The sequence below is a fragment of the Streptomyces sp. NPDC088252 genome (assembly GCF_044740965.1).
Taxonomy (GTDB): domain Bacteria; phylum Actinomycetota; class Actinomycetes; order Streptomycetales; family Streptomycetaceae; genus Streptomyces.
In genome coordinates, this window is the sequence record NZ_JBIURS010000001.1 from 297,422 (window position 1) to 322,607 (window position 25,186).

Sequence of the window (25,186 nt, forward strand, 5' to 3'; positions counted from 1 at the left end):
ACCCGCATCGCAACCAGAAAGGCACCCGCCATGAGCAGCAACGAAACGCCGCGCGGTCCCGTCGACTCCTCCCGCGTCCCGCGGTACGCCGGACCCGCGACGTTCGCCCGGCTGCCCCGCCTCGACGAGGTCGGTACCGCCGACGTCGCCGTCGTCGGCGTGCCCTTCGACACGGGTGTCTCCTACCGCCCCGGTGCCCGCTTCGGCGGCAACGCGATCCGTGAGGCGTCGCGCCTCCTGCGTCCGTACAACCCGGCGCAGGACGCCTCGCCGTTCGCCCTCGCGCAGGTCGCCGACGCCGGTGACATCGCCGCGAACCCGTTCAACATCAACGAGGCGGTCGAGACGATCGAGGCCGCGGCCGACGATCTCCTCGCGACCGGCGCCCGTCTGATGACGCTCGGCGGCGACCACACCATCGCGCTGCCGCTGCTGCGTTCCGTCGCGAAGAAGCACGGCCCCGTCGCCCTGCTCCACTTCGACGCCCACCTCGACACCTGGGACACGTACTTCGGCGCCGAGTACACCCACGGCACCCCGTTCCGCCGGGCCGTCGAGGAGGGCATCCTCGACACCTCCGCGCTCTCCCACGTCGGCACCCGCGGACCGCTCTACGGCAAGCAGGACCTGGACGACGACGCGAAGATGGGCTTCGGCATCGTCACCTCCGCCGACGTCATGCGGCGCGGTGTCGACGAGGTCGCCGACCAGCTCCGTGAGCGCATCGGTGACCGGCCGCTCTACATCTCCATCGACATCGACGTCCTGGACCCGGCGCACGCCCCCGGCACCGGCACCCCGGAGGCCGGCGGTCTGACCTCCCGCGAGCTGCTCGAAATCGTCCGCGGCCTGTCCTCCTGCAACCTGGTCTCCGCCGACCTGGTCGAGGTCGCCCCCGCGTACGACCACGCCGAGATCACCTCCGTCGCCGCCTCCCACACGGCGTACGAACTGACGACGGTCATGTCCCGCCAGATCGCAGAGGCCCGCACGAAGTGAGCCACGACCACCACGACGAGCGGCCGTCGCTCACCCCCGAGCAGATCGCGGCCGCTCTGAACCCCCCGGCAGGACGCAACGGCGGAGACCTCGTCGTCGAAACCCTCCAGGGCCTCGGCGCGACCACCGTCTTCGGTCTGCCCGGCCAGCACGCGCTGGGCATGTTCGACGCGCTGCGCCGCTCGTCGCTGAACTACATCGGCCTGCGGGTCGAGAACAACGCGGGCTTCGCCGCCGACGCCTACGGGCGGGTCACCGGCGAGGTCGCCCCGCTGCTGCTCTCCACCGGACCCGGGGCGCTCACCTCCCTCGCCGCTCTCCAGGAGGCGGCGGCGGCCTCCGCCCCCGTGCTGGCCGTCTCCAGCCAGATCCCGACCGCGGGACTGGGCGGCGGACGCCACGGTTACCTGCACGAACTGAGGGACCAGAAGGCGTCGTTCCGCGATGTCGTGAAGTCGGTCCACACCGTCCGTACGGCCTCCCAGATCCCGTCGGCGATCGCGGCCGCCTGGGAGTCCGCGCTGACCGCCCCGCACGGTCCGGTCTGGGTCGAGATCCCGCAGGACGTACTTCTCGCCGAGACCACGCTGCCCGTCGTCACGGCGATGGACGCCACCCCGCGCGAACTGCACGCCCGTCCCGAGCTGACCGCCGTCGCGGCCGACCTGCTGTCGAAGGCGGAACGTCCGGCGATCATCGCGGGCGGCGGAGTCGTGCGTTCCGACGCGTCCGGCAAGCTGCTCGCGCTCGCGGAGAAGATCGACGCACCCGTCGTCACCACCTTCGGCGGCAAGGGCGCCTTCCCGTGGGAGCATCCGCTCTCGCTCCAGTCCTGGCTGGAGGACCGCCACACGACGGACTTCCTGGAATCCGCCGACGTGCTGCTGGTCGTCGGCTCCGGACTCGGTGAACTCTCCTCGAACTACCACACGTTCGCCCCGCGCGGCCGGGTCGTCCAGATCGAGGCCGACGCCGGCAAGCTGGAGTCCAACCACCCCGCGCTCGGCATCCACGCCGACGCCCGCGAGGCCCTGTCCGACCTCCTCGACGCGGTCGAACGCCGCGAGGACCCGTCGGCGCCGGAGCGGGTCCGCACGGTCCTCGCAGCGGTGCGCGACCGGATCGCCGCCCAGGAACTCACCCTGGAGCAGCAGCTCATCGCCTCGGTCCGCCAGGCGCTGCCCGACGCGTCGCCCAGCTTCTGGGACATGACGATCCTGGCCTACTGGGCCTGGTCCGCCTTCGACGCCCGCCACCCGAACACGATGCACTCGGCCCAGGGCGCGGGCGGCCTCGGCTACGGCTTCCCCGCCGCCCTCGGCGCGGCGGCGGCCGACCGTACGAGGCCGGTCCTGGCGGTCTCCGGCGACGGCGGCGCGATGTACTCGATCGCGGAGCTGGCCACGGCCCGCCAGTACGACCTGCCGGTCACCTGGCTGATCGTCGACGACGGCGGCTACGGCATCCTGCGCGAGTACATGACGGGCGCCTTCGGCGAGGCCACGGCGACGGAACTCGCCCGTCCCGACTTCGTCGCCCTCGCCGAGTCCTTCGGCGTCCCGGCGGTCCGCACGACGCCCGAGACGCTCGCCACCGACCTGGCGAAGTCCCTCGCTCAGCCGGGCCCTTCGGTGGTCGTGCTCCCCGCCCTGCTGAGGATGTTCGAGCCGACGCACCTGTAGGAGGCGGCCCGCTCGCTGCCCGCCCGCGCTCCCGGACCCGGATGCGCGGGCGGGCCCGTTCATGCCGCCGACGGGCCGTGCGCCACGGACAGCCGGAACCTGTTTCCCCGTCCAACAGGCCGGTTGCGTAGGGTTGGCGGAGCATTCGATCAAGCGGCCGTCACGGGGGAAGCAATGTCGTTCGACGAGGAATGGGCCGGGCACAAGAACCGGGCGGCGATGCGGCTCAACGGGACCGGCGGCAGCGGCGGGGACGCCGATCTGAAGACGAACCACGCGGGCAAGGCCGCAGCCATCAAGGCCCTGTCGACCGAAATAGAGCCCGACACGGGGACGGCAGGGATCGTCGCCGACGATTCCACCGGGAGCGCGGTGACGGGGTTCAAGGGCTGGGCCACGGCGACCGGCCTCAAGGAGGCGCTGGAAGAGTGGGGCCTGCAGGTGAAGAGCCTCCAGGCACGCCTGGCCAACGACAGGGCCTCCCTCCAGCAGACGAAGCGGAACTACCTCCTCAATGACCACGAAGTCGGCAGCGAGTTGTCGAAGATCGGTGGCACGGGTCCGCTGCTGCAGGGTCCGTATGCGCCGGGCGCGCAAGGCTCCTACCTGGCGGGCGGGCAGCAGTCGCCGCCCGTCTACGGGCCGTACGTACCGAACGCCGACTGACACGCGCACCGCACACCGCAAGGGGGCAACGATGCTCACGTACCAGGATGTCGTCCTGATCAAGCTGGATCCGCTGACTACGGCGGCGGCCAAGTGGGACGAGATGGCAAAGGCGTTCAAGGCTGTCGAGGACCTGTACAAGGGCCAGGTCCAGCCGGTGGCCGAGGACGGCAGCTGGCAAGGGCTCGCGGTCGGCTCGGCCGCCGCGCAGTTCAAGGCGACGCGGGCACAGTTGCAGGGTGCGCAGACCGAGGCGAAGGCCATGGCCTCGCTGCTGCGGGACGCGCACGGGCAGTTCGTGACGTTGTGCAAGGTGGTCACCGACACGGTCGCCCGAGCGGTCGCGGACGACATGTCGGTCAATGACAAGGGCGAGGCGTCGTACGACTTCAGCAAGACCGCGAAGTTCCACAACGACCCCGACTACTCGGACTTCGTACAAAAGCGCAAGGCCGCGGAGCAGACCTGGACCAAGCGGATCAAGGACGCCGTGCAAGCGGTCGACGATGCCGACCAGGGAGCGCAGCTCGCGTTCCGGAAGGCGGCCGGAGTGAAGACGGGCCTGGAGAAGGCCATCCCGGGCATGGCACAGCACGGGTTCAACGCCCGGGCCCTCGGCGACATCGAGCTCTACGAGGCACGTGAGGCCAAGGAGTACGCGGACCGGATCCTTGACGGCGACAAGCTCTCGGCGGCCGAACGCGCAGAATGGGATCGGCTCTACCGGGACAACGCCGATACCAAGGAGTTCAGCCGGACCCTGCTGGATTCGCTCGGCCCGGAGAAGACCATCAAGCTCGGGAACAAGCTCAACGATCTCGCGTACTTCGACGACACCGGCAACAAGAAGGACTACCTGGGCCTGGAGAAGGGGCTCGCGAACACGATCGCGGGAGCCACCCGGGTACCGGAGTTCAAGGACGAGCACGGCAAGCCGATCGCGTACGGAACCAAGGCGTACAGGGAAAAGTTCGACGCCTGGACGAAGTCGGACGATGCCTCGTTCTACAACGACTGGCGCAAGGGACTGCAGAAGGCGGGCGTCGAGCAGTACGACCTCGAAGCCGCAGGCGAGAAGATCGCCATCGGCCGGGGCCACGACCAGCAGATCCGCGGCTACCAGGGCCTGGTCACGCTGATGCAGCAGGGGGACCACTACTCCCCGCAATTCCTGGCCGACGTCACGGACGACATGATCGCGGCCGAGAAGAAGGACAAGAACATCTGGGACCTGTACGGGGAGTTCGAGGGAAAGAACGACGGGTGGTTCGCCAACGACCCGGTCGACGGCTCCCTTCAGATCATGAGCAAGGACCCCGTGGCGTCCACCGGCTACCTGGACCCTGGCGCGGGCGGCGACGACGCCGAACACCGGACCAACGACCGGCTGAAGTACCTGATGGACCGTGACACGGACCTGGTGAACAACACCGGCTGGCGCGGCAACATCGACTACGTCGCGGCCGACACCGAGGACGCCGACGCCAAGTCCGGTCTCGGCGCGGCCATCGAGGCGGCATCGACAGGCTCACCGGCCGGTTCGGACACCGGACGCGACGGCCACCACACGCTCGAACAGACCCGGGTCATGCAGGACACCATCGCGCTCCTCGATCGGCACGACAACGCCGAGAGCGTGCCCGGCAACATGCAGTCGCCGCTGGCCCGGGCGCTGGCCGACTACGCCCCGGACACGCACAACATCTTCGCCCAGGAGGCGGACTACGACTGGGAGTCGGGCGGAGACATCCGCTCCGACAAGGACGGGGCCCATCTCAACGTCGGCCAGGCCTCGCTGACCAGGATGCTCCGCGGGGTGGCGGAGGACCCCAAGGACTTCGCCATGCTGTACGAGGCGGAGCGGTTCCAGGCAGCGGAGGGGCTGGGCAATGCGCCGGACAGCCCCGGCCACGGCACCGAGAACTGGGACGTGCCCGCGCGCCGGACGGCGACCGGCCTCGGCGCGCTCAACGCCATCGGCGCCGACATCATCCTCGACGACCGGGACAACCGGAAGGCGTGGGCCGATGACGTGGCCCGCTACACGTACCACCTGGGCGGCGCCCCGCTGACCATGATCCCGGGGGTCGGCGACACCGCTCAGCGTGTCCTCGACGCAGCCACCTACGAATGGTCGAAGGACATCAAGGCCGAGGCCGACCAGATCGCCAAGGCGGAGACGACCAAGGATCTGATGGCGAAGAACATGGCCTCGCACGACCTGATCAACCAGTGGGCGGACGGCCGCGGCAAGGACTACGTGCACGACAAGGCGGTGCAGAACATGCGGGACGAGGCGTCTCAGACGTACATCACCGCACGGACGACGGCGCTGTCGGTACTGGGCAGGGACTGAAACACATGAGTACACAGGACAACGGCGGGCGCGGCGCGCACGGCATGCGCCGCAAGCTGGTGACCGGTGCGTCGGCCGTGGTGGCTCTCGCACTCATCGGCGCAGGGGTGTTCTATGCGACCGGTGGCTACGACGACTGGCGGGCGGACCGCTCCCTGGACCGGGCCTGCGACGGCCTGCTGGACATCTCGGAGCTGAAGGCGCTGCTCGGTGCGGACCGGCTGCACAGCCAGGGCGCGGACCCGGCGCACTGTTCCGTGTCCGATCCCGGCGACGGACGTGCCGCGCTCCGGGTGGAGATCACCCGGGGCGCGGCCCCCGCCAGGCTGCTGGGCACGCTTCGGCGCAACAACCCGCACCTCGGCGGAACGCTGATGTCCCCGGTCGGCAACGGCCGCCCGGCGATCCTGAAGACAGGGACGAGTACGGCGGCGGCCAGTGGGGCCCTGGCCTGCGGGCCGGGCGAGAGCGACAGCCTGACCGTGGTCATGACCGCGGTCCGCGACGGCTCGGGCAAGGCGTTCGACCGGCCGGAGCAGCGCGCCCGGCTGGCCCGCGCGCTGACCGGCACCCTCGACCGGACCGCGGAGCAGTGGCACTGCACCGGCAAAACGGCCGGAAGCGGCCCGATCACCGCCGTCCCCGGCGACACCACCCGGACCCTGAAGGCCGCCGGCCGGGCCACCGGCACCTGCGCGGGCATCGGGTCGCCCGTGTACGAGGCGGCCGCGGACGGCCCCGCCCCGGTCGAGGACTGTGTACTCGCCGACGCGTCCGGCACCCGGCTCTTCCAGCTGTCCGCCTACTACGGGCCCTTCGCGAAGGCCGCCCGCCTGGAGACCGTGCGCGGCAAGCAGATCCTCACCGAGGCGGGCGGTGCGGACGGGCTGTACTGGACGACCTCGGCCTGCGAGGACGGCGGCGCTGCCCTGTTCAGCGTCGAGCCCCTGTTCGACGAGGAGACGAAGGCCTTCCGCCCGGCGGACCCGAAGCTCCAGCAGGCGGCGCTGCAGACGTTCGCGGAGAACTCCGCGGAACGCCACGGCTGTTCGTCCCCCAGACCGCTCCCGGCCGGCTGAACCGCACGCACGGCACGCACTCCGGGGTCCGCCCCGGCGCCAGGGCGGAGCGTCGGCAGCGCCCCGGGCGTCACAACCCCGTCACATGACCCGTGCCTGGTGCAACTTTTCGTACGCCAGGGAGTCATTCCTTTCGGGCGTGCCGGGGGCGCGCCCGTACAGATGACTCAGGGGACGGAAGCCTCATGACTGGATCCCACATAACCCGCCGTGCGCGTGGCGCGCTGTCCGTCGCGCTCGCCGCGGGCGTGCTCGTACCCGTGGCGCTCGCCGCCGCGCCCGCCGTCGCCGCGACGCCGACGGTGAGCTGCACGTCCGGCAAGGCGGGGCTGGCAGCCAAACTGTCGAAGGACATCACCGCCGCGCTCAAGGGGAGGACGTCGACGACGGCCGTGGCCCTCTACGACCGCACCACCAAGACGAACTGCTCCCTGCGGGCGACGACGAAGTACGACTCGGCCAGTGTCGTGAAGGCGACCGTGCTGGCGACGCTGCTCTGGGACAACAAGAAGCACAACCGCTATCTCACCCAGCGCGAGATAAACCTCACCACCGCCATGATCACCAAGTCCGACAACAACGCGACCACCAGCCTGTGGAAGCAGCTCGGGGTGACCAAGGTCAAGGCGTTCCTGAAGGCCGCCGGGATGACGCACACCGTGCCCGGCTCCGGTGGCTACTGGGGGCTGACCCAGATCACCGCCCAGGACGAGCAGCGGCTGCTGACCCTGCTGACCGCGAAGAACTCCGTGCTGAGCGACAACGCGCGCTCCTACGAGCTCGGCCTGATGCGCAAGGTCGTCTCCTCGCAGCGCTGGGGCACGCCCGCCGGTGCGCCGTCCGGCGTGACCGTCCAGGTCAAGAACGGCTGGCTGCCGCGCGCCACCCACGGCTGGCGGGTCCACAGCATCGGCGCCTTCACGGGCAAGGGGCACGACTACGCGATCACCGTGCTCACCCAGGACAACAAGACGATGAACGACGGCATCAACACCATCCAGGCCGTCGCCCGCGCCGTGCACAAGGACCTCAACCCGGCCGTCGCCACCCAGTCCACCGTCGCCCCGCCTGCCGCGCCGCAGGAGGCGGTGCCCGCGGTACCGGAGGCGCCGGCCGTACGGATGCTCACCGCGACGCCGCAGTCGTAGCCGCGTGCCGGAGGCCGGCCGGTCCGGCCTCCGGCTAGCTGTCGTCGTGCGCCCGCCAGGGGTTACGGGACAGCCCTTTGGGCCCGTCTTTTGTAACAGCGGGATGAAATCCGCTGCCCACCGCGTTGGTGCCTTCCGGTAGAGCAGGTCGAACGGGGAGGTACCGGTGACGGACGCAGGGCACGCGGAGGGCGCGGCGCAGGCCTCGGGCTGGGCTCGGCGGCTGATCGGCTACGCCTGGCGCTACCGGCGGAATGTGCTGCTGGCGCTCGGCTCGTCGCTCGCCGGCATGGCGGTGATGGCGCTCGTCCCGCTGATCACCAAGGTGATCATCGACGATGTCGTCGTCGACCACACGCGTTCCCTCGCCGTCTGGACCGGGCTCCTCGTGGTCGCGGCCGTGCTGGTGTACATATCCACGTACATCCGCCGCTACTACGGCGGCCGGCTCGCCCTCGACGTACAGCACGACCTCCGTACCGAGATGTACGGGACGCTCACCCGCCTCGACGGCAAGCGGCAGGACGAACTGTCCACCGGACAGGTCGTCGGGCGCGCCACCAGCGACCTCCAGCTGATCCAGGGACTTCTGTTCATGCTCCCGATGACCATCGGGAACGTGCTGCTCTTCCTCATCTCCCTGGTGATCATGGCGTGGCTCTCGCCCCTGCTCACCCTGGTCGCGGTCGCCGTCGCCCCCGCCCTCTGGTACATCGCCCGCCGTTCCCGCGCCCGCCTCTTCCCCGCCACGTGGTACGCGCAGGGGCAGGCCGCCGCCGTCGCCGGAGTCGTCGACGGGGCCGTCTCCGGGGTCCGGGTCGTCAAGGGCTTCGGGCAGGAGGACCAGGAGACCGGCAAACTGCGCGAGGTCGGCCGCAAGCTGTTCGCCGGACGGCTGCGGACGATCCGGCTGAACTCCCGGTACACCCCGGCGCTCCAGGCCGTCCCCGCGCTCGGCCAGGTCGCGATGCTGGCCCTCGGCGGCTGGCTCGCCACCCGGGGCGAGATCACCCTCGGCACGTTCGTCGCCTTCTCCAGCTACCTCGCCCAGCTCGTCGGCCCGGTCCGGATGCTCGCCATGGTCCTCACCGTCGGACAGCAGGCCCGCGCCGGCGTCGAACGCGTACTGGAACTGATCGACACCGAGCCGGCCATCAAGGACGGCACCAAGGAACTCCCGGCCGACGCCCCCGCGAGCGTCGAGTTCGACGACGTACGGTTCGGCTACGCGGACGACCGCCCCGTCCTCGACGGGTTCTCGCTGACCATCGAGCCCGGTGAGACCGTCGCCGTCGTCGGCGCGTCCGGCAGCGGCAAGTCCACCGTCTCGCTGCTCCTGCCCCGCTTCTACGACGTGACGCACGGCGCCGTCCTGGTCGGCGGCCACGACGTCCGCGAACTGACCCAGCGGTCCCTGCGCGCCGCCATCGGCCTCGTGCCGGAGGACAGCTTCCTGTTCTCCGACACCGTCCGCGCCAACATCGCCTACGGATTCCCGGACGCCACACAGGAACAGATCGAGCAGGCGGCCCGCGCCGCCCAGGCCGACCGGTTCATCGCGGACCTGCCCGAGGGCTACGACACCAAGGTCGGCGAGCACGGGCTCACCCTCTCCGGCGGCCAGCGCCAGCGCGTCGCGCTCGCCCGCGCCATCCTCACCGACCCCCGGCTGCTCCTCCTCGACGACGCCACCTCCGCCGTCGACGCCCGCGTAGAGCACGAGATCCACGAGGCGCTGCGCCAGGTGATGGCCGGGCGGACGACCCTCCTGATCGCACACCGCCGCTCCACCCTCAATCTCGCCGACCGGATCGCCGTGCTGGACCACGGCAGGCTCGCCGACATCGGTACGCACGAGGAGCTGGAGCGCCGCTGCGCGCTCTACCGGCGGCTGCTCACCGACCCGGACGAGCTCGGCGGCACCTCGCCCGGACACCACCCGCTGACCGCCGCCGTCGACACCACCCCCGAGGACGACCGCGCGCTCCAGGAGGAGCTGGACGCCACGTTCGACACCGAGCGCGGCATCAGTCCCCACCTGTGGGTCCGCAAGGACGAGCCCCGCGATGTCGGGGCGGCCGGCATGCCCGCGACCCCCGAACTGCTCGCCCAGGTCGAGGCCCTGCCACCGGCCACCGACACCCCCGACATCGACGAGGCGAGGGCCGTCCGGCCCGAGGAGTCCTACGGACTGCGCAGGCTGCTGCGGGGCTTCGGGCTGCCCCTCCTGGTGAGCCTGGTACTGGTGGCGGTGGACGCGGGCGCCGGACTCCTGCTGCCCGTACTGATCCGGCACGGCATCGACCAGGGTGTGTCCCGGCTCGCCCTCGGTGCCGTCTGGGCGGCCTCCGCGCTGGCCCTGGTGGTCGTGCTCGCGCAGTGGGCGGCCCAGATCGGCGAGACCCGGATGACGGGCCGCACCGGCGAGCGGGTGCTGTACTCACTGCGGCTGAAGATCTTCGCGCAGCTCCAGCGCCTCGGCCTGGACTACTACGAGCGCGAGCTGACCGGCCGCATCATGACCCGGATGACGACGGACGTGGACGCGCTGTCGACGTTCCTGCAGACCGGTCTGGTCACGGCTTTCGTCTCCGTCGTCACCTTCTTCGGCATCATGGTCGCCCTGCTGGTCCTCGACGTGTCGCTGGCCCTCGTCGTCTTCGCCACGCTGCCCGCGCTGATCGTCGGTACGTTCTTCTTCCGCCGCAAGAGCGTCAAGGCCTACGAGCTGGCCCGCGAACGCATCAGTGTGGTCAACGCCGACCTCCAGGAGTCCGTCTCCGGACTGCGGATCGTGCAGGCGTTCCGCCGCGAGCGCGACGGCGCGGACCGGTTCGCGGAGCGCAGCGACCACTACCGCCGGGCCAGGGTCCGCGGCCAGTGGCTGATATCGGTCTACTTCCCGTTCGTGCAGCTGCTCTCGGCAGTGGCCTCGGCCGCCGTCCTGATCGTCGGCGCGGGCCGGGTCGACAACGGCACGCTCACCACCGGTGCGCTGGTCGCGTACCTCCTCTACATCGATCTGTTCTTCGCCCCGGTGCAGCAGCTCTCCCAGGTCTTCGACGGCTACCAGCAGGCCACCGTCTCCCTCGGCCGCATCCAGGAACTGCTGCGCGAGCCGACCTCCACCGACGAGGCGGACGAACCGCTGGACGTGCTGTCGCTGCGCGGCGAGATCGCCTTCGAGGACGTGTCCTTCGCCTACGGCTCGGGGGACGACGCCGAAGAGGCCCTGATCGGGGTCGACCTGCGGATACCGGCCGGCCAGACGGTCGCGTTCGTCGGCGAGACGGGCGCCGGGAAGTCCACCCTCGTCAAACTCGTCGCCCGGTTCTACGACCCGACGGGCGGCCGGGTCACGGCGGACGGCACCGATCTGCGCCGACTCGACCTCACCGCGTACCGGCACCGGCTCGGAGTCGTGCCGCAGGAGGCCTACCTCTTCGCCGGTACGGTCCGCGACGCCATCGCCTACGGGCGGCCCGAGGCCACCGACGCGCAGGTGGAGGCGGCGGCGCGGGCGGTGGGCGCCCACGACATGATCGCCACGCTGGACGGCGGGTATCTGCACGAGGTCGCCGAGCGGGGCCGCAACCTCTCGGCCGGTCAGCGCCAGCTGATCGCTCTGGCCCGCGCCGAACTCGTCGACCCGGACATCCTGCTGCTCGACGAGGCGACCGCCTCCCTCGACCTGGCCAGCGAGGCCCTGGTCAACCAGGCGACCGACCGGCTCACCGGCCGGCGCACCACCCTGGTCGTCGCCCACCGGCTGACCACGGCGGCCCGCGCCGACCGGGTCGTGGTGATGGACCACGGCCGGGTCGTCGAGGACGGCACGCACGACGAACTCCTCACCCGCGACGGGCACTACGCCGTGCTGTGGCGCACGTTCATCGGGGAGGACGAGCCCGCCGGGGTGTGAGAGCCGGGCCCGTCCATTCGTTCACTTGCCGATGCCGGAGATCCTGCCGGTCCGCAGATCCGACCGCACAGTCAGATACGTGTGCGTGGGGTGCTTGCCGTTGCTCCAGGTGAGCCGCACCTGCGACCAGGTGTGGCCCGCCCCGCTCTCGCCCGGAGCGACCCGGAAGGCGAGCGGAGTGTTCTGGGCGCGGAGCACACCGTCCGCGTGGTTGCGCCTCTCCCAGGTGTTCAGCTGGGTGCGCAGGTGGGGCGTCAGGTAGAACGACCTCAGGGCGGCGGCGAGCTTGCCGCCGCCCTCCGCCCTGACGGCATCGATGTAGGCACCGTAGAAGTGGGCCACCTGCTGGTGGGCCGGGGTGCCGGCGTCGTTGCGCACCGGCGCCGCGGCCGTCGGCGCCTGCGGGGCCGACGCGGCGGCCGGGACCACGGCGACGACGGAGAGGAGTGCGGTGGCGAGCAGCGTCCTTGCGACGGCGCGTCGGCCGAGGGGGCCCTGTGCATTGCGGAGTCGGAGCACGGCAGTTCCTGCCTTTCCTGTGGCTCTGCCTGGTTGGAGCCATGTTGTGGCGATTCGGTTGCCCGGGAGGCGGAGCACGCCGGGTGCAACCTTCGGATGGCCTCCTGCGTCGTACGCATGTGTGCGTATGTACCGAGCAAGGGCGCAAATGTTCGATTAAGTGATGGGGCTGCAGGTGATCAGAAGGACCGGAAGGGCCGGAAGGGCCGGGCAGGCCGGGGCGTCCGATGCGGTCGTCGATGCGGCCGACGCGGTCGGAACGGCCGGCCGGGACCGAAGAAGCATCGGCATCGGACGCCGGATGCTCGCGTACCTGTTCGTCCTGCCGCTGGTGACCGCCGGTCTGCTGCTCACCGGCACCGCTGCGAGCAGCGCCCACGCGGCGACGGTCTGCCCCGGACGCCTCGCGAAGGCGGTCCCGTTCAAGACCGGCGAGCTGCGCGTCTACAAGAGCCGCTCCTACGCCTGCGCCGTCGCGGTCGCCAAGAAGCCGGGCCCGCGCCGCAAGATGTCCGTGACGATCCAGCCGCGCGGCGGCAGCCCCGTCGTCGACAGCGGCAAGTTCACCAAGCAGGCCGGCCCGGTGACGGTCCACGCGCTGAACCGGTGCGTCCGGGCCTCGGCCACGATCGCGGGGAAGTCCGGTTCCACGGGCTGGATTCTCTGCTGACGGAGGGCGGGCCGACGGCGGCGGCCGGAGGGGTCGCCGAGGACCGACGGCCCGGGTCCGTGGTTCTCCCCTGGCATCTTTCCCCTGCAACAGGGTCTGGCGGCGCCGGTGTTGCCCCGCTAGGTTCACGACGAATGTTGTGAATCATGGGGAGGGTGCATGCGCAAGGCGCTCAGAGGGTTCCTGTCGCTCGCGGTGCTCATCGGCACGGTGAGTGCGACGGGTGCCTCGGCCGGGGCGGCCACCGCCGCGGAACCGACCGCGTTCCGGAGCACGGCCGTCGGCGACAACGGCACGAGCACGGACATCAAGGACCGCATCCTGGCCATCCCGGGAATGAGCCTCATCGAGGAGAAGCCGTACGCGGGTTACCGCTACTTCGTCCTCAACTACACCCAGCCGATCGACCACCGGCACCCGTCCAAGGGCACCTTCCAGCAGCGCATCACCCTGCTGCACAAGGACACGTCCCGTCCGACGGTCTTCTACACCAGTGGCTACAACGTCTCCACGAACCCCAGCCGCTCCGAGCCGACCCGGATCGTCGACGGCAACCAGGTCTCCCTGGAGTATCGGTTCTTCACCCCGTCCCGTCCGGCGCCCGCCGACTGGTCCAAGCTCGACATCTGGCAGGCCGCCAGTGACCAGCACCGCGTCTTCACCGCGCTGAAGCAGATCTACACCAAGAACTGGCTGACCACCGGCGGCTCCAAGGGCGGCATGACCGCCACGTACTTCGAGCGCTTCTACCCCGATGACATGGACGGCGTCGTCGCGTACGTGGCGCCCAACGACGTGGTCGACAAGGAGGATTCGGCGTACGACCGGTTCTTCGAGAACGTCGGCACCAAGGAGTGCCGCGACAAGCTGAACGGGGTGCAGCGAGAGGCGCTGGTCCGTCGCGGGCCGCTGGAGAAGAAGTACCAGGAGTACGCCGCCGCGAACAGCTACACCTTCGACACCGTCGGCTCGCTCGACCGGGCCTACGAGGCCGTCGTCATGGACTACGTCTGGGCGTACTGGCAGTACAGCCTGCTGTCCGACTGCGACACCATCCCCGCCGACGCCGAGAACGCACCCGACCAGGCGATCTGGGACTCGATCGACTCGATCTCCGGATTCTCCGCCTACAGCGACCAGGGCCTGGAGAAGTACACCCCGTACTACTACCAGGCGGGCACCCAGCTCGGTTCGCCGAACATCAAGCAGCCGTGGCTGGGCAAGCTGAGCCGGTACGGGTACCAGCCGCCGCGCAACTACGTGCCGCGCTCCATCCCGATGAAGTTCCAGCCGTCGGTGATGCGTGACGTCGACACCTGGGTGAAGCACCACGCCAACCACATGCTGTACGTGTACGGGCAGAACGACCCGTGGGGCGCGGAGCGCTTCCGGCTCGGTGCGGGCGCTCGTGACAGCTATGTCATGACCGTGGCGGGCGGCAACCACGGCTCCAACGTGGCAGGGCTCGACGCGGATGACAAGGCGACCGCCACCGCCGCCATTCTGCGCTGGGCGGGCGTCGCGCCAGCCGCTGTGCAGGAGGACCCGGCGAAGGCGAAGCCGCTCGCGAAGTTCGACGCGCGGCTCGACAAGCGGGACGTGACGAGCGAGCGCGGGCTGCGCCCGTGAGCAAGCGGTCCTCGTGAGGCCGTCCTTGTGAGGCCGTCCTCGCGAACGCGGTCCACGTGAGGCCGTCCTCGCAGGGAGGGAAGGGGCTGTGCGTCACGCACAGCCCCTTCCCGGTTCCCGGGTCCTAGTACGTCAGCCCGTGACCGACCGGGTACAGCACCCGCGCCGGATCGTCGGCGCGTTGCACGGGCACCGGCAGGGTGCCCTCCGGCTCCGCGCGGCCCGCGATCACGCGGGCGGCGGCCCGCAGTTCGACATCGGTCCAGGAGTACGTGGCCAGGTTCGCCGCGAACCCGGTCCCGGCCAGCTGGGCGATGTCGTACGGATTGCGGATCGCTACGGTGATCACCGGGATGCCGGTCGCCGCGAGGGCGCTCACCAGGGTGCGCTGCGAGCTGGTCGCCGTGACGTTGTACGTCCCGACGATCACCGCGTCCTTGCCCTGTGCGGCCGCCACCGCCTCGTCGATCTTCGCCTTGGTGGGGGCGGTACCGGTGGACAGCGCCGTTGCCGTGTATCCCAGTTCACCGAAGGCGGTGGCCAGGGTGGTGGTCGGCGGTCCGGTGGTGCCGGACGGGGAGGCCGGGTCGGCGCCGACCACGAGCAGGTTCTTGTGGGACCGCCGCGAGAGCGGCAGCACCGCGCCGTCGTTGGCGAGCAGTGTGGTGGTGCGCTCGGCGATCCGGTCGGCGGCGGCGAGATGGGCCCGTGTCCCGACGGTGTGGTCCACGCCCTTGTGACTGACGAACGGGTCGTCGAACAGCCCGAGCTTCGTCTTCAGCCGCAGGATGCGCAGGATCGATTCCTCGATCCTGGCCTCGCTGATCTCACCGCTCTTCACGGCCTCCAGGACAGCGTTCCAGGAGACGTCCAGGTCAGGCGGGTTGAGCAGCTGGTCGACGCCGGCGAGCAGGGCGAGGACCGGCACGCGCTCGTCGCCGTACTTCGTCCGTACACCCTCCATGCCGAGCGAGTCGGTCACCACGACCCCGTCGTAGCCGAGCTCCTCGCGCAGGATGCCGGTGAGGATCGGACGGGAGAGCGTCGCCGGGTCCTCGGCCGGATCCAGCGCCGGGACCACGATGTGCGCGGTCATGATCGAGTCGATGCCCGCCGCGATCGCGGCCCGGAACGGCGGCTCGTCCAGCTCCGCCCACTGCTCCCGGGTGTGGCGGATGACGGGCAGGCCGGTGTGGCTGTCGGTGCTGGTGTCGCCGTGGCCCGGGAAGTGCTTGGCCGTCGAGGCGATGCCGCTGCTCTGATACCCCTTCACCTGCGCGGCGACCATCCCGGCCACGGACTGCGGGTCGGAGCCGAAGGAGCGTACGCCGATGACCGGGTTGGCCGGGTTGACGTTGACGTCGGCGTCCGGGGCGTAGTTCTGGTTGATGCCGATCGCGGCCAGTTCGGCGCCCGCGATCTGCCCGGCCCGGCGGGCGTCGGAGCGCGAGCCGCCCGCGCCCAGCGCCATCGCGCCGGGCATCAAGGTGGCGGGCTCGCCGACACGGCAGACGATGCCGTGCTCCTGGTCGGTGGAGACGAGGAGCGGCAGGGGAGTCGGGCCGGCGAGGCCGGCGCGCTGGATGCCGTTGGAGAGGTCGGCGATCTGGTGCGGGTCGCGGGTGTTGTGCGCCCAGGCGAAGTAGATGATCCCGCCGACGTGGTACTTGGCGATCAGCTCGGCGGCGGTGCGGACGCCGATCTCGGCCAGGTTGGCGTCGATGTCGGCCTGATCGGGCTCGGTGGCGGAGTGCCCGTACACCCGCATCACGAAGAGCTGCCCGACCTTCTCCTCCAGGGTCATCCGGGAGATGAGCCGCTTGAGGCGCTTGGTGGTGGCGGCTGAATCGTGCTGCCCGCCGCCGGGCCCGCTGCTCGCGGACCTCTGGGCGGCGACGGCGCCGGGGGCGATGACGCCGCCGGTGACGGCGACCGCGGCGGTCGCGGCGGTGGCGGTGAGAAGGGTGCGTCTGGAGGTGCGGTGGTGCACGTGAGCTCCTTCGGCCGTACTCGGGGACGAGAGAGAAGGTGAAAGAAACTTCCAAGGAGCACGGATATACAGAAAATAACTTCCGGTCAAGGGTCTGGACCGTTTTGAGCCTGTCCAGTGCTTGAAGGGGCGCGGGCGATCCGGTCCCGACCCGGCGATCGGGGGCACGGCGCCACGACCCCGGCCGGCCCGCTACCTCAACCCCACCGCTGCCCCGTGTGACTGGAGTGCCGACACGGCCGCCGTGATCGCGGGCCGCCGGGCCGCCTCCGTGCGCCACAACGCGTACAGCCGGCGCACCGGTACGGGGGCGAGCGGCACCGCCACCACTCCCGTCGGCAGCGGCCCCCGTCCCAGCCGGGGGATCATCGCGACTCCGAGACCGGCGGCGAGCAGAGCCAGTTGGGTGTGGTTCTCCTCCGCCCGGTGTCGGATGTCGGGCTCGTAGCCCGCCGCACGCAGCGTCCGTACGAGCCAGTCGTGGCAGACCGTCCCCGGAGGCTGGCAGATCCACCGCTCCTTCGCGAGTTCCTCGCGTCGCACCGCGGCCCGCCCGGCGAGCCGATGGCCCTCGGGCACCAGCAGATCGCACAGGTCGTCACCGATCACCGCCTGCGCCACGCCGTCGGGCGCGGGCGGCGGGGCGATGTCCCAGTCGTGCGCGACCGCCAGATCGATCACGCCCTTGGCCACGAGGTCGACCGAGAGGTGCGGATCGACCTCGGTCATCCGGACATCCAGGGCGGGGTGGTCCCGGTCCAGCCCGGCCAGCACCCGGGGCAGCAGCCCGCGCGCCGCGGACGCGAACGCGCCGATCGACAGCCGCCCGGTCGGCAGCCCCCTGCGCTCCTCCAGCGTGGTCTCCGCGCGCTCCATGATCGCCAGCAACTGCTGGGCCGTCGCGGCGAGATGGAGGGCCTCCTCGGTCAGTGCGACACCGCGTCCACGGCGTTCGAGGAGCGTCGTGCGGGTCTCCCGTTCCAGCTTGGTGATCTGTTGCGAAACCGCCGACGGCGTGTAGCCGAGCGCGGCGGCCGCGCCCGCGACGGAGCCATGGACGGAGATGGCGTGCAGGGCGCGCAGCCGGGACAGATCGAGCACCGGAACCTCCCGGACGTGGGACCTCGCGATTCATTAGCAACACTCAATTCCACCATGAAGGAATCCGCGCTGGTGCTACATGGTCCGCGCGGGTGATCCTCGGTGCATGCGTCCCCTCCACATCGCCCTGGCCGCCCTGGTGGCAGCCGTCTGGGGTGTCAATTTCGTCGTCATCGAGATCGGCCTCGGGCACTTCCCCCCGCTGCTCTTCTCCGCCCTGCGCTTCCTGGTCGCCGCGCTGCCCGCGGTCTTCTTCGTCGGCCGGCCCAAGGTCGCCTGGAAGTGGATCGTGGGTGTCGGGCTCGTCCTCGGAGTGGCGAAGTTCGGTCTGCTCTTCATCGGCATGGACCGAGGCATGCCCGCCGGCCTCTCCTCCCTGGTGCTCCAGGTCCAGGCGGTCTTCACGGCCCTCTTCGCGGCGCTCGCGCTCGGCGAACGCCCGGGAAGAGTGCGGATGTCGGGGATGGCGGTGGCGTTGGCGGGCATCGGCGTGGCGGCGATCGACGAGGGCGCGAGCGGGCCCGTGCTCGCCTTCGTCCTGGTGATCGCGGCGGCGGCCTGCTGGGGCGTGTCCAATGTGCTGACCCGCAAGGCCGCGCCGCCCGACCCCCTCAACTTCATGGTCTGGGTCTCGACCGTCCCCGTTCTCCCGCTGCTCGGCCTCTCCCTCCTCTTCGAGGGCTGGGACCGCGACGCCGACGCGCTGGCCGCGCTCGACTGGAGCGGCGTCGGAATCATCGTCTACGTCGCCTGGATCACCACCGTCTTCGGCTTCGGGGCCTGGGGCTTCCTGCTGCGTCACCACCCGGCGTCGTCGGTGGCCCCGTTCACGCTGCTCGTCCCGGTCTTCGGGATGTCGTCGGCCGCACTGCTTCTGGGCGAGTCGGTGAGCCCGCTGCGGTGGTGCGCGGCGGCGCTGCTGGTGGGCGGGGTGGCTCTGACGTCGCTGGCGGGAGCGCGCCGGACCGGCGCCGCGGTACCGGCGCCACCGGAACGGATGCCGGAACCGGAATCGGAGCAGGCACAGCAGCCGGAGCAGGGACCGGAGCAGGAACCGGAACCGCGGCCGAAGGCGCGGGCCTGAACACGACCGCGTCCGCGACTGCGAGTGCGACTGCGACTGCGACTGCGAGTGCGCGGTGCCTGTGCCCGCGTCCGCCTACGACTTGGGCGCCCCCAGCCGCAGCAGGTGCTCGCGTCCCGCGCTGAGCAGCCCCGGCAGCTCCGCCGCCCCCGGGTGCCACCGCTTCTCGTACTCCCAGCAGACCCAGCTGTCCGGGTCCAGCGTGTCCAGGCAGTCCCGCAGGGGCAGTACCCCTGTGCCCAGCGCCAACGGTTCGGTGTCCTCGGCCGACGCGATGTCCTTCACCTGTACGTAGGCCAGGTGCGGGGCCAGCACGGCGTGGCTGGCGGCCGGTTCCTCGCCCGCCAGCCAGGTGTGCATGATGTCCCACAGCGCGCCGACCTGCCGGTGCCCGACCGTTCCGACGACCCGGGCCACGTCCGCGCCCGCCCGGTGCGAGTCATGGGTTTCGAGCAGGATGCGTACGCCCCGGTCGGCGGCGTGCGCAGCGGCGGCGCCCAGTCGCCGGGCGGCGGTCGCGTCGGCCGCGGCGGGGTCCTGGTCGCCGCCGCCCGGGAAGACCCGGACGTGCTGGGCACCCAGGTCGTGGGCCAGCTCCACCAGCCCGGCGAGTTCGTCCAGCACGGGCCGGTCGTCCCCCTCGGCCGCGGCCCGGACATACCCGGCGACGGTCAGGATCTCGACGCCGCCCTTGCTGAACTCCTCGACCACGTCGGCCCGTTCCAGTGCCGAAAGACCCGGATGCACCGGTTCCTCGGGGTGGGCGCGCAGTTCCACCCCCTGATAACCGTGCTCGGCGGCGAGCCGGACGACATCGGCCATCGGCATCCCCGGCACTCCGAGGGTCGAGAAGGCGAGCTTCATGTGCGTGTTCCTTCCGTCGGTACGTGTCACCGTCCCGCGCGGACCGGACGGTGGCCGGCACATCATGACCCCGGTGCCCGCCCTGCCGGTACCCCGGCCCCGGCACGGAGCCTCACACCGCCCGCGGCGGCGCCGTCGACCCCCGCACCATCAGCTCGGCCGCGATCGTCGCGATGCCTCCCGGCGGCGGCGCCTCCTTGCCCATCGCCAGCCGCCCCGCCCGTGCGCCCGCCTCGAAGAGCGGCAGCCGTACGGTCGTCAGCGCCGGGACCGCGTCCACCGAGAACGGGAGATCGTCGAATCCCGCCACCGAGACGTCCTCGGGGATGCGCAGGCCCCGGTCCCGGATCGCCGCACTGGCGCCCAGCGCCACCGTGTCGTTGGCGGCGACGACGGCCGTCACCCCGGGTTCGCGGCGCAGGAGTTCGAGGGTCGCGTCGTAGCCGGAGCGGCGGTCGTAGGGGCCGTGGACGGTGAGCCGCTCCTCGTCGTACTGGTGCGCCGGGCTCCCCTCCGTACCTCGTTCGACGCCGAAGAGCCCCGCCGCCCGCATCGCGGCGCGGTGGCCCTCAAGGCGGTGGCGGGTCGTCGTCCGTTCCAACGGGCCCGCGACATAGCCGATCCGCCGGTGGCCGAGCGAGAGCAGATGCTCGGTGAGGCGTCGCCCGCCGCCCCGGTTGTCGAAGGCGAGCGAGGCCACGACCGCCTCGCTGCCCGGCAGCGGGGGCCGCCCGCACAGCACCACCCGGGTGCCCGCGTCCGCGAGTTTCGTCAGCTTGGCGGAGACCGCCGCCCGGTGCGCCGGGTCCTCCACGGCGCCGCCGGTCAGGACGACGGCGGCGGCGCGCTGGCGCTGGAGGAGAGTGAGATAGGTCAGCTCGCGCTCCGGGGAGCCGCCGGTGTTGCAGATGACGGCGAGCTTCTCGCCGCCCGCTCGGCCGGACCCGTCCCCGGGCCCGCCGATCTCGGTCTGCGCCGCCCCGGCCATGATCCCGAAGAACGGGTCGGCGATGTCGTTGACCAGGATGCCGACCAGGTCGGACGTGGCCGCGGCCAGCGAACTCGCGGGCCCGTTGAGCACGTAGTCCAGGTCGTCCACCGCGCGCAGCACCCGCTCCCGGGTGGACGCGGCCACCGGGTAGTTGCCGTTCAGCACGCGGGAGACGGTGGCCGGGGACACCCGGGCGCGGGCCGCCACATCAGCCAGGGTGACTGTCATCGCATTCCTCCGAGGAGTGCCGGGGGTTGAGAGGTGTGAGAGAGGTTGCCGGCGCGCCCCCTCTTGTCCGGGCCGCTGTCGGCAGGCTAGCGTCATCTCCGATAGAAAGCGCTTGCTACGGGTGTATGGAGGAACTTTCGTGACACGCAGGACAGTGCGCATTGCCATGAACGGCGTCACGGGTCGCATGGGATACCGGCAGCACCTGGTGCGCTCGATCCTCGCCATCCGCGAGCAGGGCGGCCTCGACCTCGGGGACGGCGACGTGCTGTGGCCCGAGCCCGTCCTGGTCGGCCGCCGCGCGCATGCGCTGGAGGAGCTCGCCGCGCAGCACGGTCTGACCGAGTGGTCGACCGACCTCGACGCGGTTCTCGCCGACGAGACCATCGACATCTACTTCGACGCCCAGGTCACCTCGGCCCGCGTCGAGGCGATCAAGAAGGCGATCGCCGCGGGAAAGCACATCTACACCGAGAAGCCCACGGCCACGGACGTCGAGGGCGCCCTGGAGCTGGCCCGGCTGGCCCGTGACGCCGGGATCAAGCACGGCGTCGTCCAGGACAAGATCTTCCTGCCGGGCCTGCTGAAGCTGAAGCGCCTCATCGACGGCGGCTTCTTCGGCGAGATCCTCTCCGTACGCGGCGAGTTCGGCTACTGGGTCTTCGAGGGCGACTGGCAGGAGGCCCAGCGCCCGTCCTGGAACTACCGGGCCGAGGACGGCGGCGGCATCGTCGTCGACATGTTCCCGCACTGGGAGTACGTGCTCCACGAGCTGTTCGGCCGGGTCTCCACCGTCCAGGCGCACGTCCAGACGCACATCCCGCAGCGCTGGGACGAGCGCGGCAAGCCGTACGCCGCCACCGCCGACGACGCCGCGTACGGCATCTTCCAGCTGGAGAGCGGTGCCGTCGCGCAGATCAACTCCTCCTGGACGGTCCGCGTCAACCGCGATGAACTCGTCGAGTTCCAGGTCGACGGAACGCACGGCTCCGCCGTCGCCGGACTCCGCAACTGCCGCGTCCAGCACCGCTCGGCCACCCCCAAGCCGGTCTGGAACCCGGACCTCCCGGTCACCGAGTCGTTCCGCGACCAGTGGCAGGAGATGCCCGACAACGCCGTCTTCGACAACGGCTTCAAGGCCCAGTGGGAGCTCTTCCTGCGCCACATCGCCCTCGACGAGCCGTACACCTGGGACCTGATGGCCGGTGCCCGCGGCGTGCAGCTCGCCGAACTGGGCCTGAAGTCCTCCGCCGAGGGCCGCCGCCTCGACGTGCCGGAGCTGACGCTGTGACGAGCCGCCCGGCGTGCAGGGCGACGGGGTCGATCCGTTGACCGGCCACCTCGCGCACGGGACGTCGGAGGCGATCCCGTGACCATCCACCCCGCGTACGGAACATCGGAGCCGACCCCGTGACCATCCACCTCCCGCAGGGCCCGTACGAGCCCCGCACCATCCCGCTCGACCTCGCCCCCGGCGGCGCACCGCTCGCCTCCCGTACGGTCTTCTCCGCCGCCCATGTCGTCGCCGACCCGTTCGCGGACATCAGCCCCGACTCACCGGCCGCCGTCGACTGGGACGCCACCCTCGCCTTCCGCCGTCATCTCTGGTCGCACGGTCTCGGCGTCGCCGAGGCCATGGACACCGCCCAGCGCGGCATGGGCCTGGACTGGGCGGGCGCGGCCGAACTGATCCGCCGTTCCGCCGCCGAGGCGAAGGCCGTCGGAGGCCGTATCGCCTGTGGTGTCGGCACCGACCAGCTCCCCGCCGGCCCGGCCTCGCTCGCCGAGGTGGGGGCCGCGTACGAGGAGCAGCTCACGCTCGTCGAGGAGAGCGGCGCGCAGGCCATCCTGATGGCCTCCCGTGCGCTCGCCGCCGCGGCGAAGGGGCCCGAGGACTACCTGGAGACGTACGCGCACCTGCTGCGCCAGGCCTCCGAACCGGTCGTCCTGCACTGGCTCGGCCCGATGTTCGACCCGGCGCTGGAGGGCTACTGGGGCTCCTCGGACCTGGACGCCGCCACCGGCACGTTCCTGAAGGTCATCGCCGAGCACCCGGACAAGGTCGACGGGATCAAGATCTCGCTCCTGGACGCCGAGCGCGAGATCGACGTGCGCCGCCGCCTGCCCGGCGGGGTCCGCTGCTACACCGGCGACGACTTCAACTACCCCGAGCTGATCGCGGGCGACGAGCGGGGCTTCAGCCACGCCCTGCTCGGCATCTTCGACCCGCTGGGTCCGCTGGCCGCCCACGCCGTACGCGTCCTGGACACCGGCGACACCCAGGGCTTCCGCGACCTCCTCGACCCGACGGTCGAACTGTCCCGCCACCTCTTCCGGGCGCCCACCCGCTTCTACAAGACGGGTGTGGTGTTCCTCGCCTGGCTCGCCGGGCACCAGGACCACTTCACCATGGTCGGCGGCCTGCAGTCCGCCCGCTCGCTGCCGCATCTGGCGAAGGCGTACGAACTCGCCGACCGACTGGGCCTGTTCCCCGATCCGGAACTGGCCGAGTCCCGGATGCGCGCCCTGCTCACGGTCAACGGAGGCACCCGATGAGCGACGGCCGTCTCTCCATCAATCAGGAGACCGTCAAGCAGTGGTCGCTGCCCGAACTGGCCGAGGGCTGCGCCAAGGCGGGCATCGACAAGGTGGGCCTGTGGCGGGCCCCCGTCCAGGAGTACGGCGTGGAGCGCACGGCCGCCCTGCTCGCCGACAACGGACTGACCGTCACCAGCCTCTGCCGGGGCGGCTTCTTCACCGCCCTCGACCCGGCGGAACGGGCCCGCGCCCTGGACGACAACCGCGCCGCGATCGACGAGGCGGCGGCCCTGTCCACGGACACCCTGGTCCTCGTCTCCGGCGGCCTCCCGGCGGGCAGCAAGGACCTGCACGGCGCCCGCGAACGCATCGTGGACGCCCTGGGGCAGCTCGCGCCGTACGCGGCCGAGCGCGGCGTACGTCTCGCGATCGAACCGCTGCACCCGATGTTCGCCTCGGACCGCTGCGTCGTCTCCACGCTCTCCCAGGCCCTGGACGTCGCGGAACGTTTCCCCGCGGACCGGGTGGGGGTGGTCGTCGACACGTACCACGTCTGGTGGGACGACCAGGCACCCGCCCAGATCGCCCGCGCGGGCGCGGCCGACCGCATCCACTCCTTCCAGCTGGCCGACTGGATCACCCCGCTGCCGGCGGGCGTCCTGCTCGGCCGTGGGCAACTGGGCGACGGGGCCGTGGACTTCCGCGCCTTCCGCTCCCTGGTCGAGGCCGCCGGCTTCGACGGCCCGATCGAGGTGGAGATCTTCAACGAGGGCCTCTGGGCCCGCGACGGCGCCGAAGTCCTCGCGGAGGTCGCGTCCCGCTATGCCGAACACGCCTGCTGAAGGGGCCTCTTTGCCGTCAAGGTAAAGAGATCGTCAAGGCGTGCAACCGTCCGGCCCCCCGCCGAGTCATATCTGTCGTCGGGCGCTTCCGGGGAGGGATCCGGGGGGATCGGGAAGCCCTGACGGAGGGGGAATGCGAGGGGGGTCCGGTCTTTCGACCGGACCCCGTTTCGTCTCGTCGGGACCGTCTCGTGAATTCCCGAAAGCTTCATCGCATGCTGATCAGTAGGCCGAGTTGACGTTGTCGATCGAGCCGTAGCGATGTGCCGCGTAGTTGCAGGCGGCGGTGATGTTGGCGACCGGGTCGTAGATGTTCCACGAGGTGCCGGGGACGTGATACGCCTTGAAGGTCGGGTCGATGACCTGGAGCAGGCCCTTGGACGGGATGCCCTTGGCGGCGTTGGAGTCCCAGTTGTTGATGGCATTCGGGTTGCCACTCGACTCGCGCATCAGATTGCGGTGGATCCCGTGGTAGGAGCCCGGGATGCCCTGCGCGCGCATGATCTCCAGTGACTGGTTGATCCAGGCGCTGACACGGTCGCCGGCCTGGGCCGGGGTGGCGGCCGAGGCGGCCGGGGCGCCGGCGAGGGAACCGGCGACGAGTGCCGCTCCTGCGGCGGCCATGCCCAGCGAGATCTTCTTGGTCTGGGTCATGTGAGCGAACTTCTTGGACATCGCGGAGATCTGCATCGGAAATTACCTCTTCCGTGGGGATGCCAAGAATTGTTAAGCCGGGTTCAAGTTTCGGTCAATGACTCTCTTTACTATCGGAATACGTACAGGGAGCGGGCAACGGCTGCCGAAATCGCCGCAATCAGACCACGATGTGGGCTCTTTGTCCTACTAGGTCGCATCATGGTGACGCGCACCATATCGGC

19 protein-coding genes are annotated in these 25,186 nt (G+C 70.8%); 13 read left to right on the forward strand and 6 right to left on the reverse strand.

From position 1 onward, the window contains the following. Nucleotides 1-30 precede the first annotated feature (30 nt). The 7 genes from speB to ACIOHC_RS01400 all read left to right on the forward strand — a co-directional run bounded on the left by speB (nt 31) and on the right by ACIOHC_RS01400 (nt 11,852). Nucleotides 31-999 (forward strand): agmatinase, encoded by a 969-nt coding sequence (speB, locus tag ACIOHC_RS01370; protein WP_351082676.1) that lies wholly within the window; start codon nt 31-33, stop codon nt 997-999. Beyond that, the gene (locus ACIOHC_RS01375) at nt 996-2,681 is read left to right on the forward strand and encodes a thiamine pyrophosphate-binding protein (protein WP_351082677.1); all 1,686 of its coding nucleotides are present in this window, start codon (nt 996-998) and stop codon (nt 2,679-2,681) included. The genes speB and ACIOHC_RS01375 overlap by 4 nt, the downstream gene beginning before the upstream one ends. Before the next feature lie 174 nt (nt 2,682-2,855). Next, nucleotides 2,856-3,347: a hypothetical protein gene (locus tag ACIOHC_RS01380; RefSeq protein ID WP_389635813.1), complete on the forward strand. Its 492-nt coding sequence runs from the start codon at nt 2,856-2,858 to the stop codon at nt 3,345-3,347. Nucleotides 3,348-3,378: 31 nt separating this feature from the next. Next, nucleotides 3,379-5,703, forward strand: a complete 2,325-nt coding sequence (locus ACIOHC_RS01385; RefSeq protein ID WP_351082681.1) for a hypothetical protein — start codon at nt 3,379-3,381, stop codon at nt 5,701-5,703. A 5-nt stretch (nt 5,704-5,708) separates the two neighbouring features. Continuing rightward, nucleotides 5,709-6,782 (forward strand): hypothetical protein, encoded by a 1,074-nt coding sequence (locus ACIOHC_RS01390; RefSeq protein ID WP_351082682.1) that lies wholly within the window; start codon nt 5,709-5,711, stop codon nt 6,780-6,782. A gap of 185 nt (nt 6,783-6,967) precedes the next feature. Beyond that, nucleotides 6,968-7,930, forward strand: a complete 963-nt coding sequence (locus ACIOHC_RS01395) for a serine hydrolase (RefSeq protein WP_351082684.1) — start codon at nt 6,968-6,970, stop codon at nt 7,928-7,930. A 166-nt stretch (nt 7,931-8,096) separates the two neighbouring features. Beyond that, the gene (locus ACIOHC_RS01400; protein ID WP_351082687.1) at nt 8,097-11,852 is read left to right on the forward strand and encodes an ABC transporter ATP-binding protein; all 3,756 of its coding nucleotides are present in this window, start codon (nt 8,097-8,099) and stop codon (nt 11,850-11,852) included. A gap of 21 nt (nt 11,853-11,873) precedes the next feature. Here ACIOHC_RS01400 and ACIOHC_RS01405 read toward each other — a convergent pair whose 3' ends face one another. Next, complete coding sequence (locus ACIOHC_RS01405) at nt 11,874-12,371, reverse strand: hypothetical protein (RefSeq protein WP_365693777.1); 498 nt, start codon at nt 12,369-12,371, stop codon at nt 11,874-11,876. Between the two features lie 301 nt (nt 12,372-12,672). Between ACIOHC_RS01405 and ACIOHC_RS01410 the strand changes: the two genes are divergently transcribed. Next, nucleotides 12,673-13,041, forward strand: a complete 369-nt coding sequence (locus ACIOHC_RS01410) for a hypothetical protein (protein ID WP_351082696.1) — start codon at nt 12,673-12,675, stop codon at nt 13,039-13,041. Nucleotides 13,042-13,200: 159 nt separating this feature from the next. Beyond that, nucleotides 13,201-14,670: a S28 family serine protease gene (locus tag ACIOHC_RS01415; protein WP_351082691.1), complete on the forward strand. Its 1,470-nt coding sequence runs from the start codon at nt 13,201-13,203 to the stop codon at nt 14,668-14,670. Nucleotides 14,671-14,794: 124 nt separating this feature from the next. Here the strand turns inward: ACIOHC_RS01415 and ACIOHC_RS01420 are convergent, their stop codons facing one another. Both ACIOHC_RS01420 and ACIOHC_RS01425 read right to left on the reverse strand, forming a co-directional pair. Then, entirely contained in the window at nt 14,795-16,660 is a 1,866-nt protein-coding gene (locus ACIOHC_RS01420) for a glycoside hydrolase family 3 protein (RefSeq protein ID WP_351085386.1), read from the reverse strand. Nucleotides 16,661-16,852: 192 nt separating this feature from the next. Continuing rightward, nucleotides 16,853-17,761: a LysR family transcriptional regulator gene (locus ACIOHC_RS01425; protein WP_401840889.1), complete on the reverse strand. Its 909-nt coding sequence runs from the start codon at nt 17,759-17,761 to the stop codon at nt 16,853-16,855. 106 nt (nt 17,762-17,867) lie between these two features. Here ACIOHC_RS01425 and ACIOHC_RS01430 point away from each other — a divergent pair, with 106 nt between their 5' ends. Further along, the gene (locus ACIOHC_RS01430) at nt 17,868-18,845 is read left to right on the forward strand and encodes an EamA family transporter (protein ID WP_401840891.1); all 978 of its coding nucleotides are present in this window, start codon (nt 17,868-17,870) and stop codon (nt 18,843-18,845) included. Between the two features lie 75 nt (nt 18,846-18,920). Here the strand turns inward: ACIOHC_RS01430 and ACIOHC_RS01435 are convergent, their stop codons facing one another. Next, nucleotides 18,921-19,709, reverse strand: a complete 789-nt coding sequence (locus ACIOHC_RS01435) for a sugar phosphate isomerase/epimerase family protein (RefSeq protein ID WP_351085382.1) — start codon at nt 19,707-19,709, stop codon at nt 18,921-18,923. Between the two features lie 112 nt (nt 19,710-19,821). Continuing rightward, nucleotides 19,822-20,928: a LacI family DNA-binding transcriptional regulator gene (locus tag ACIOHC_RS01440; RefSeq protein ID WP_351085380.1), complete on the reverse strand. Its 1,107-nt coding sequence runs from the start codon at nt 20,926-20,928 to the stop codon at nt 19,822-19,824. 139 nt (nt 20,929-21,067) lie between these two features. Here ACIOHC_RS01440 and ACIOHC_RS01445 point away from each other — a divergent pair, with 139 nt between their 5' ends. From ACIOHC_RS01445 to ACIOHC_RS01455, 3 genes are all read left to right on the forward strand, one after another. Further along, nucleotides 21,068-22,219: a Gfo/Idh/MocA family oxidoreductase gene (locus tag ACIOHC_RS01445; protein ID WP_351085378.1), complete on the forward strand. Its 1,152-nt coding sequence runs from the start codon at nt 21,068-21,070 to the stop codon at nt 22,217-22,219. Nucleotides 22,220-22,338: 119 nt separating this feature from the next. Continuing rightward, complete coding sequence (locus tag ACIOHC_RS01450; RefSeq protein ID WP_351085376.1) at nt 22,339-23,484, forward strand: dihydrodipicolinate synthase family protein; 1,146 nt, start codon at nt 22,339-22,341, stop codon at nt 23,482-23,484. Then, nucleotides 23,481-24,308: a sugar phosphate isomerase/epimerase family protein gene (locus ACIOHC_RS01455; protein ID WP_351085374.1), complete on the forward strand. Its 828-nt coding sequence runs from the start codon at nt 23,481-23,483 to the stop codon at nt 24,306-24,308. Before ACIOHC_RS01450 ends, ACIOHC_RS01455 begins: the two co-directional genes overlap by 4 nt. A gap of 222 nt (nt 24,309-24,530) precedes the next feature. On the opposite strand, the gene ACIOHC_RS01460 is transcribed toward ACIOHC_RS01455, so the two are convergent. Next, the gene (locus tag ACIOHC_RS01460) at nt 24,531-24,998 is read right to left on the reverse strand and encodes a transglycosylase SLT domain-containing protein (protein WP_351085372.1); all 468 of its coding nucleotides are present in this window, start codon (nt 24,996-24,998) and stop codon (nt 24,531-24,533) included. Nucleotides 24,999-25,186 lie beyond the last annotated feature (188 nt).

What these genes read in the sequence shown, in the direction of transcription:
- ACIOHC_RS01435 (WP_351085382.1), bottom strand. Translation starts at nt 19,709, where the DNA reads ATGAAGCTCGCCTTCTCGACCCTCGGAGTGCCGGGGATGCCGATGGCC.
- ACIOHC_RS01380 (WP_389635813.1), top strand. Translation starts at nt 2,856, where the DNA reads ATGTCGTTCGACGAGGAATGGGCCGGGCACAAGAACCGGGCGGCGATG.
- ACIOHC_RS01440 (WP_351085380.1), bottom strand. Translation starts at nt 20,928, where the DNA reads ATGACAGTCACCCTGGCTGATGTGGCGGCCCGCGCCCGGGTGTCCCCG.
- ACIOHC_RS01415 (WP_351082691.1), top strand. Translation starts at nt 13,201, where the DNA reads ATGCGCAAGGCGCTCAGAGGGTTCCTGTCGCTCGCGGTGCTCATCGGC.
- ACIOHC_RS01455 (WP_351085374.1), top strand. Translation starts at nt 23,481, where the DNA reads ATGAGCGACGGCCGTCTCTCCATCAATCAGGAGACCGTCAAGCAGTGG.
- speB (WP_351082676.1), top strand. Translation starts at nt 31, where the DNA reads ATGAGCAGCAACGAAACGCCGCGCGGTCCCGTCGACTCCTCCCGCGTC.
- ACIOHC_RS01385 (WP_351082681.1), top strand. Translation starts at nt 3,379, where the DNA reads ATGCTCACGTACCAGGATGTCGTCCTGATCAAGCTGGATCCGCTGACT.
- ACIOHC_RS01395 (WP_351082684.1), top strand. Translation starts at nt 6,968, where the DNA reads ATGACTGGATCCCACATAACCCGCCGTGCGCGTGGCGCGCTGTCCGTC.
- ACIOHC_RS01460 (WP_351085372.1), bottom strand. Translation starts at nt 24,998, where the DNA reads ATGCAGATCTCCGCGATGTCCAAGAAGTTCGCTCACATGACCCAGACC.
- ACIOHC_RS01390 (WP_351082682.1), top strand. Translation starts at nt 5,709, where the DNA reads ATGAGTACACAGGACAACGGCGGGCGCGGCGCGCACGGCATGCGCCGC.
- ACIOHC_RS01410 (WP_351082696.1), top strand. Translation starts at nt 12,673, where the DNA reads ATGCTCGCGTACCTGTTCGTCCTGCCGCTGGTGACCGCCGGTCTGCTG.
- ACIOHC_RS01430 (WP_401840891.1), top strand. Translation starts at nt 17,868, where the DNA reads ATGCGTCCCCTCCACATCGCCCTGGCCGCCCTGGTGGCAGCCGTCTGG.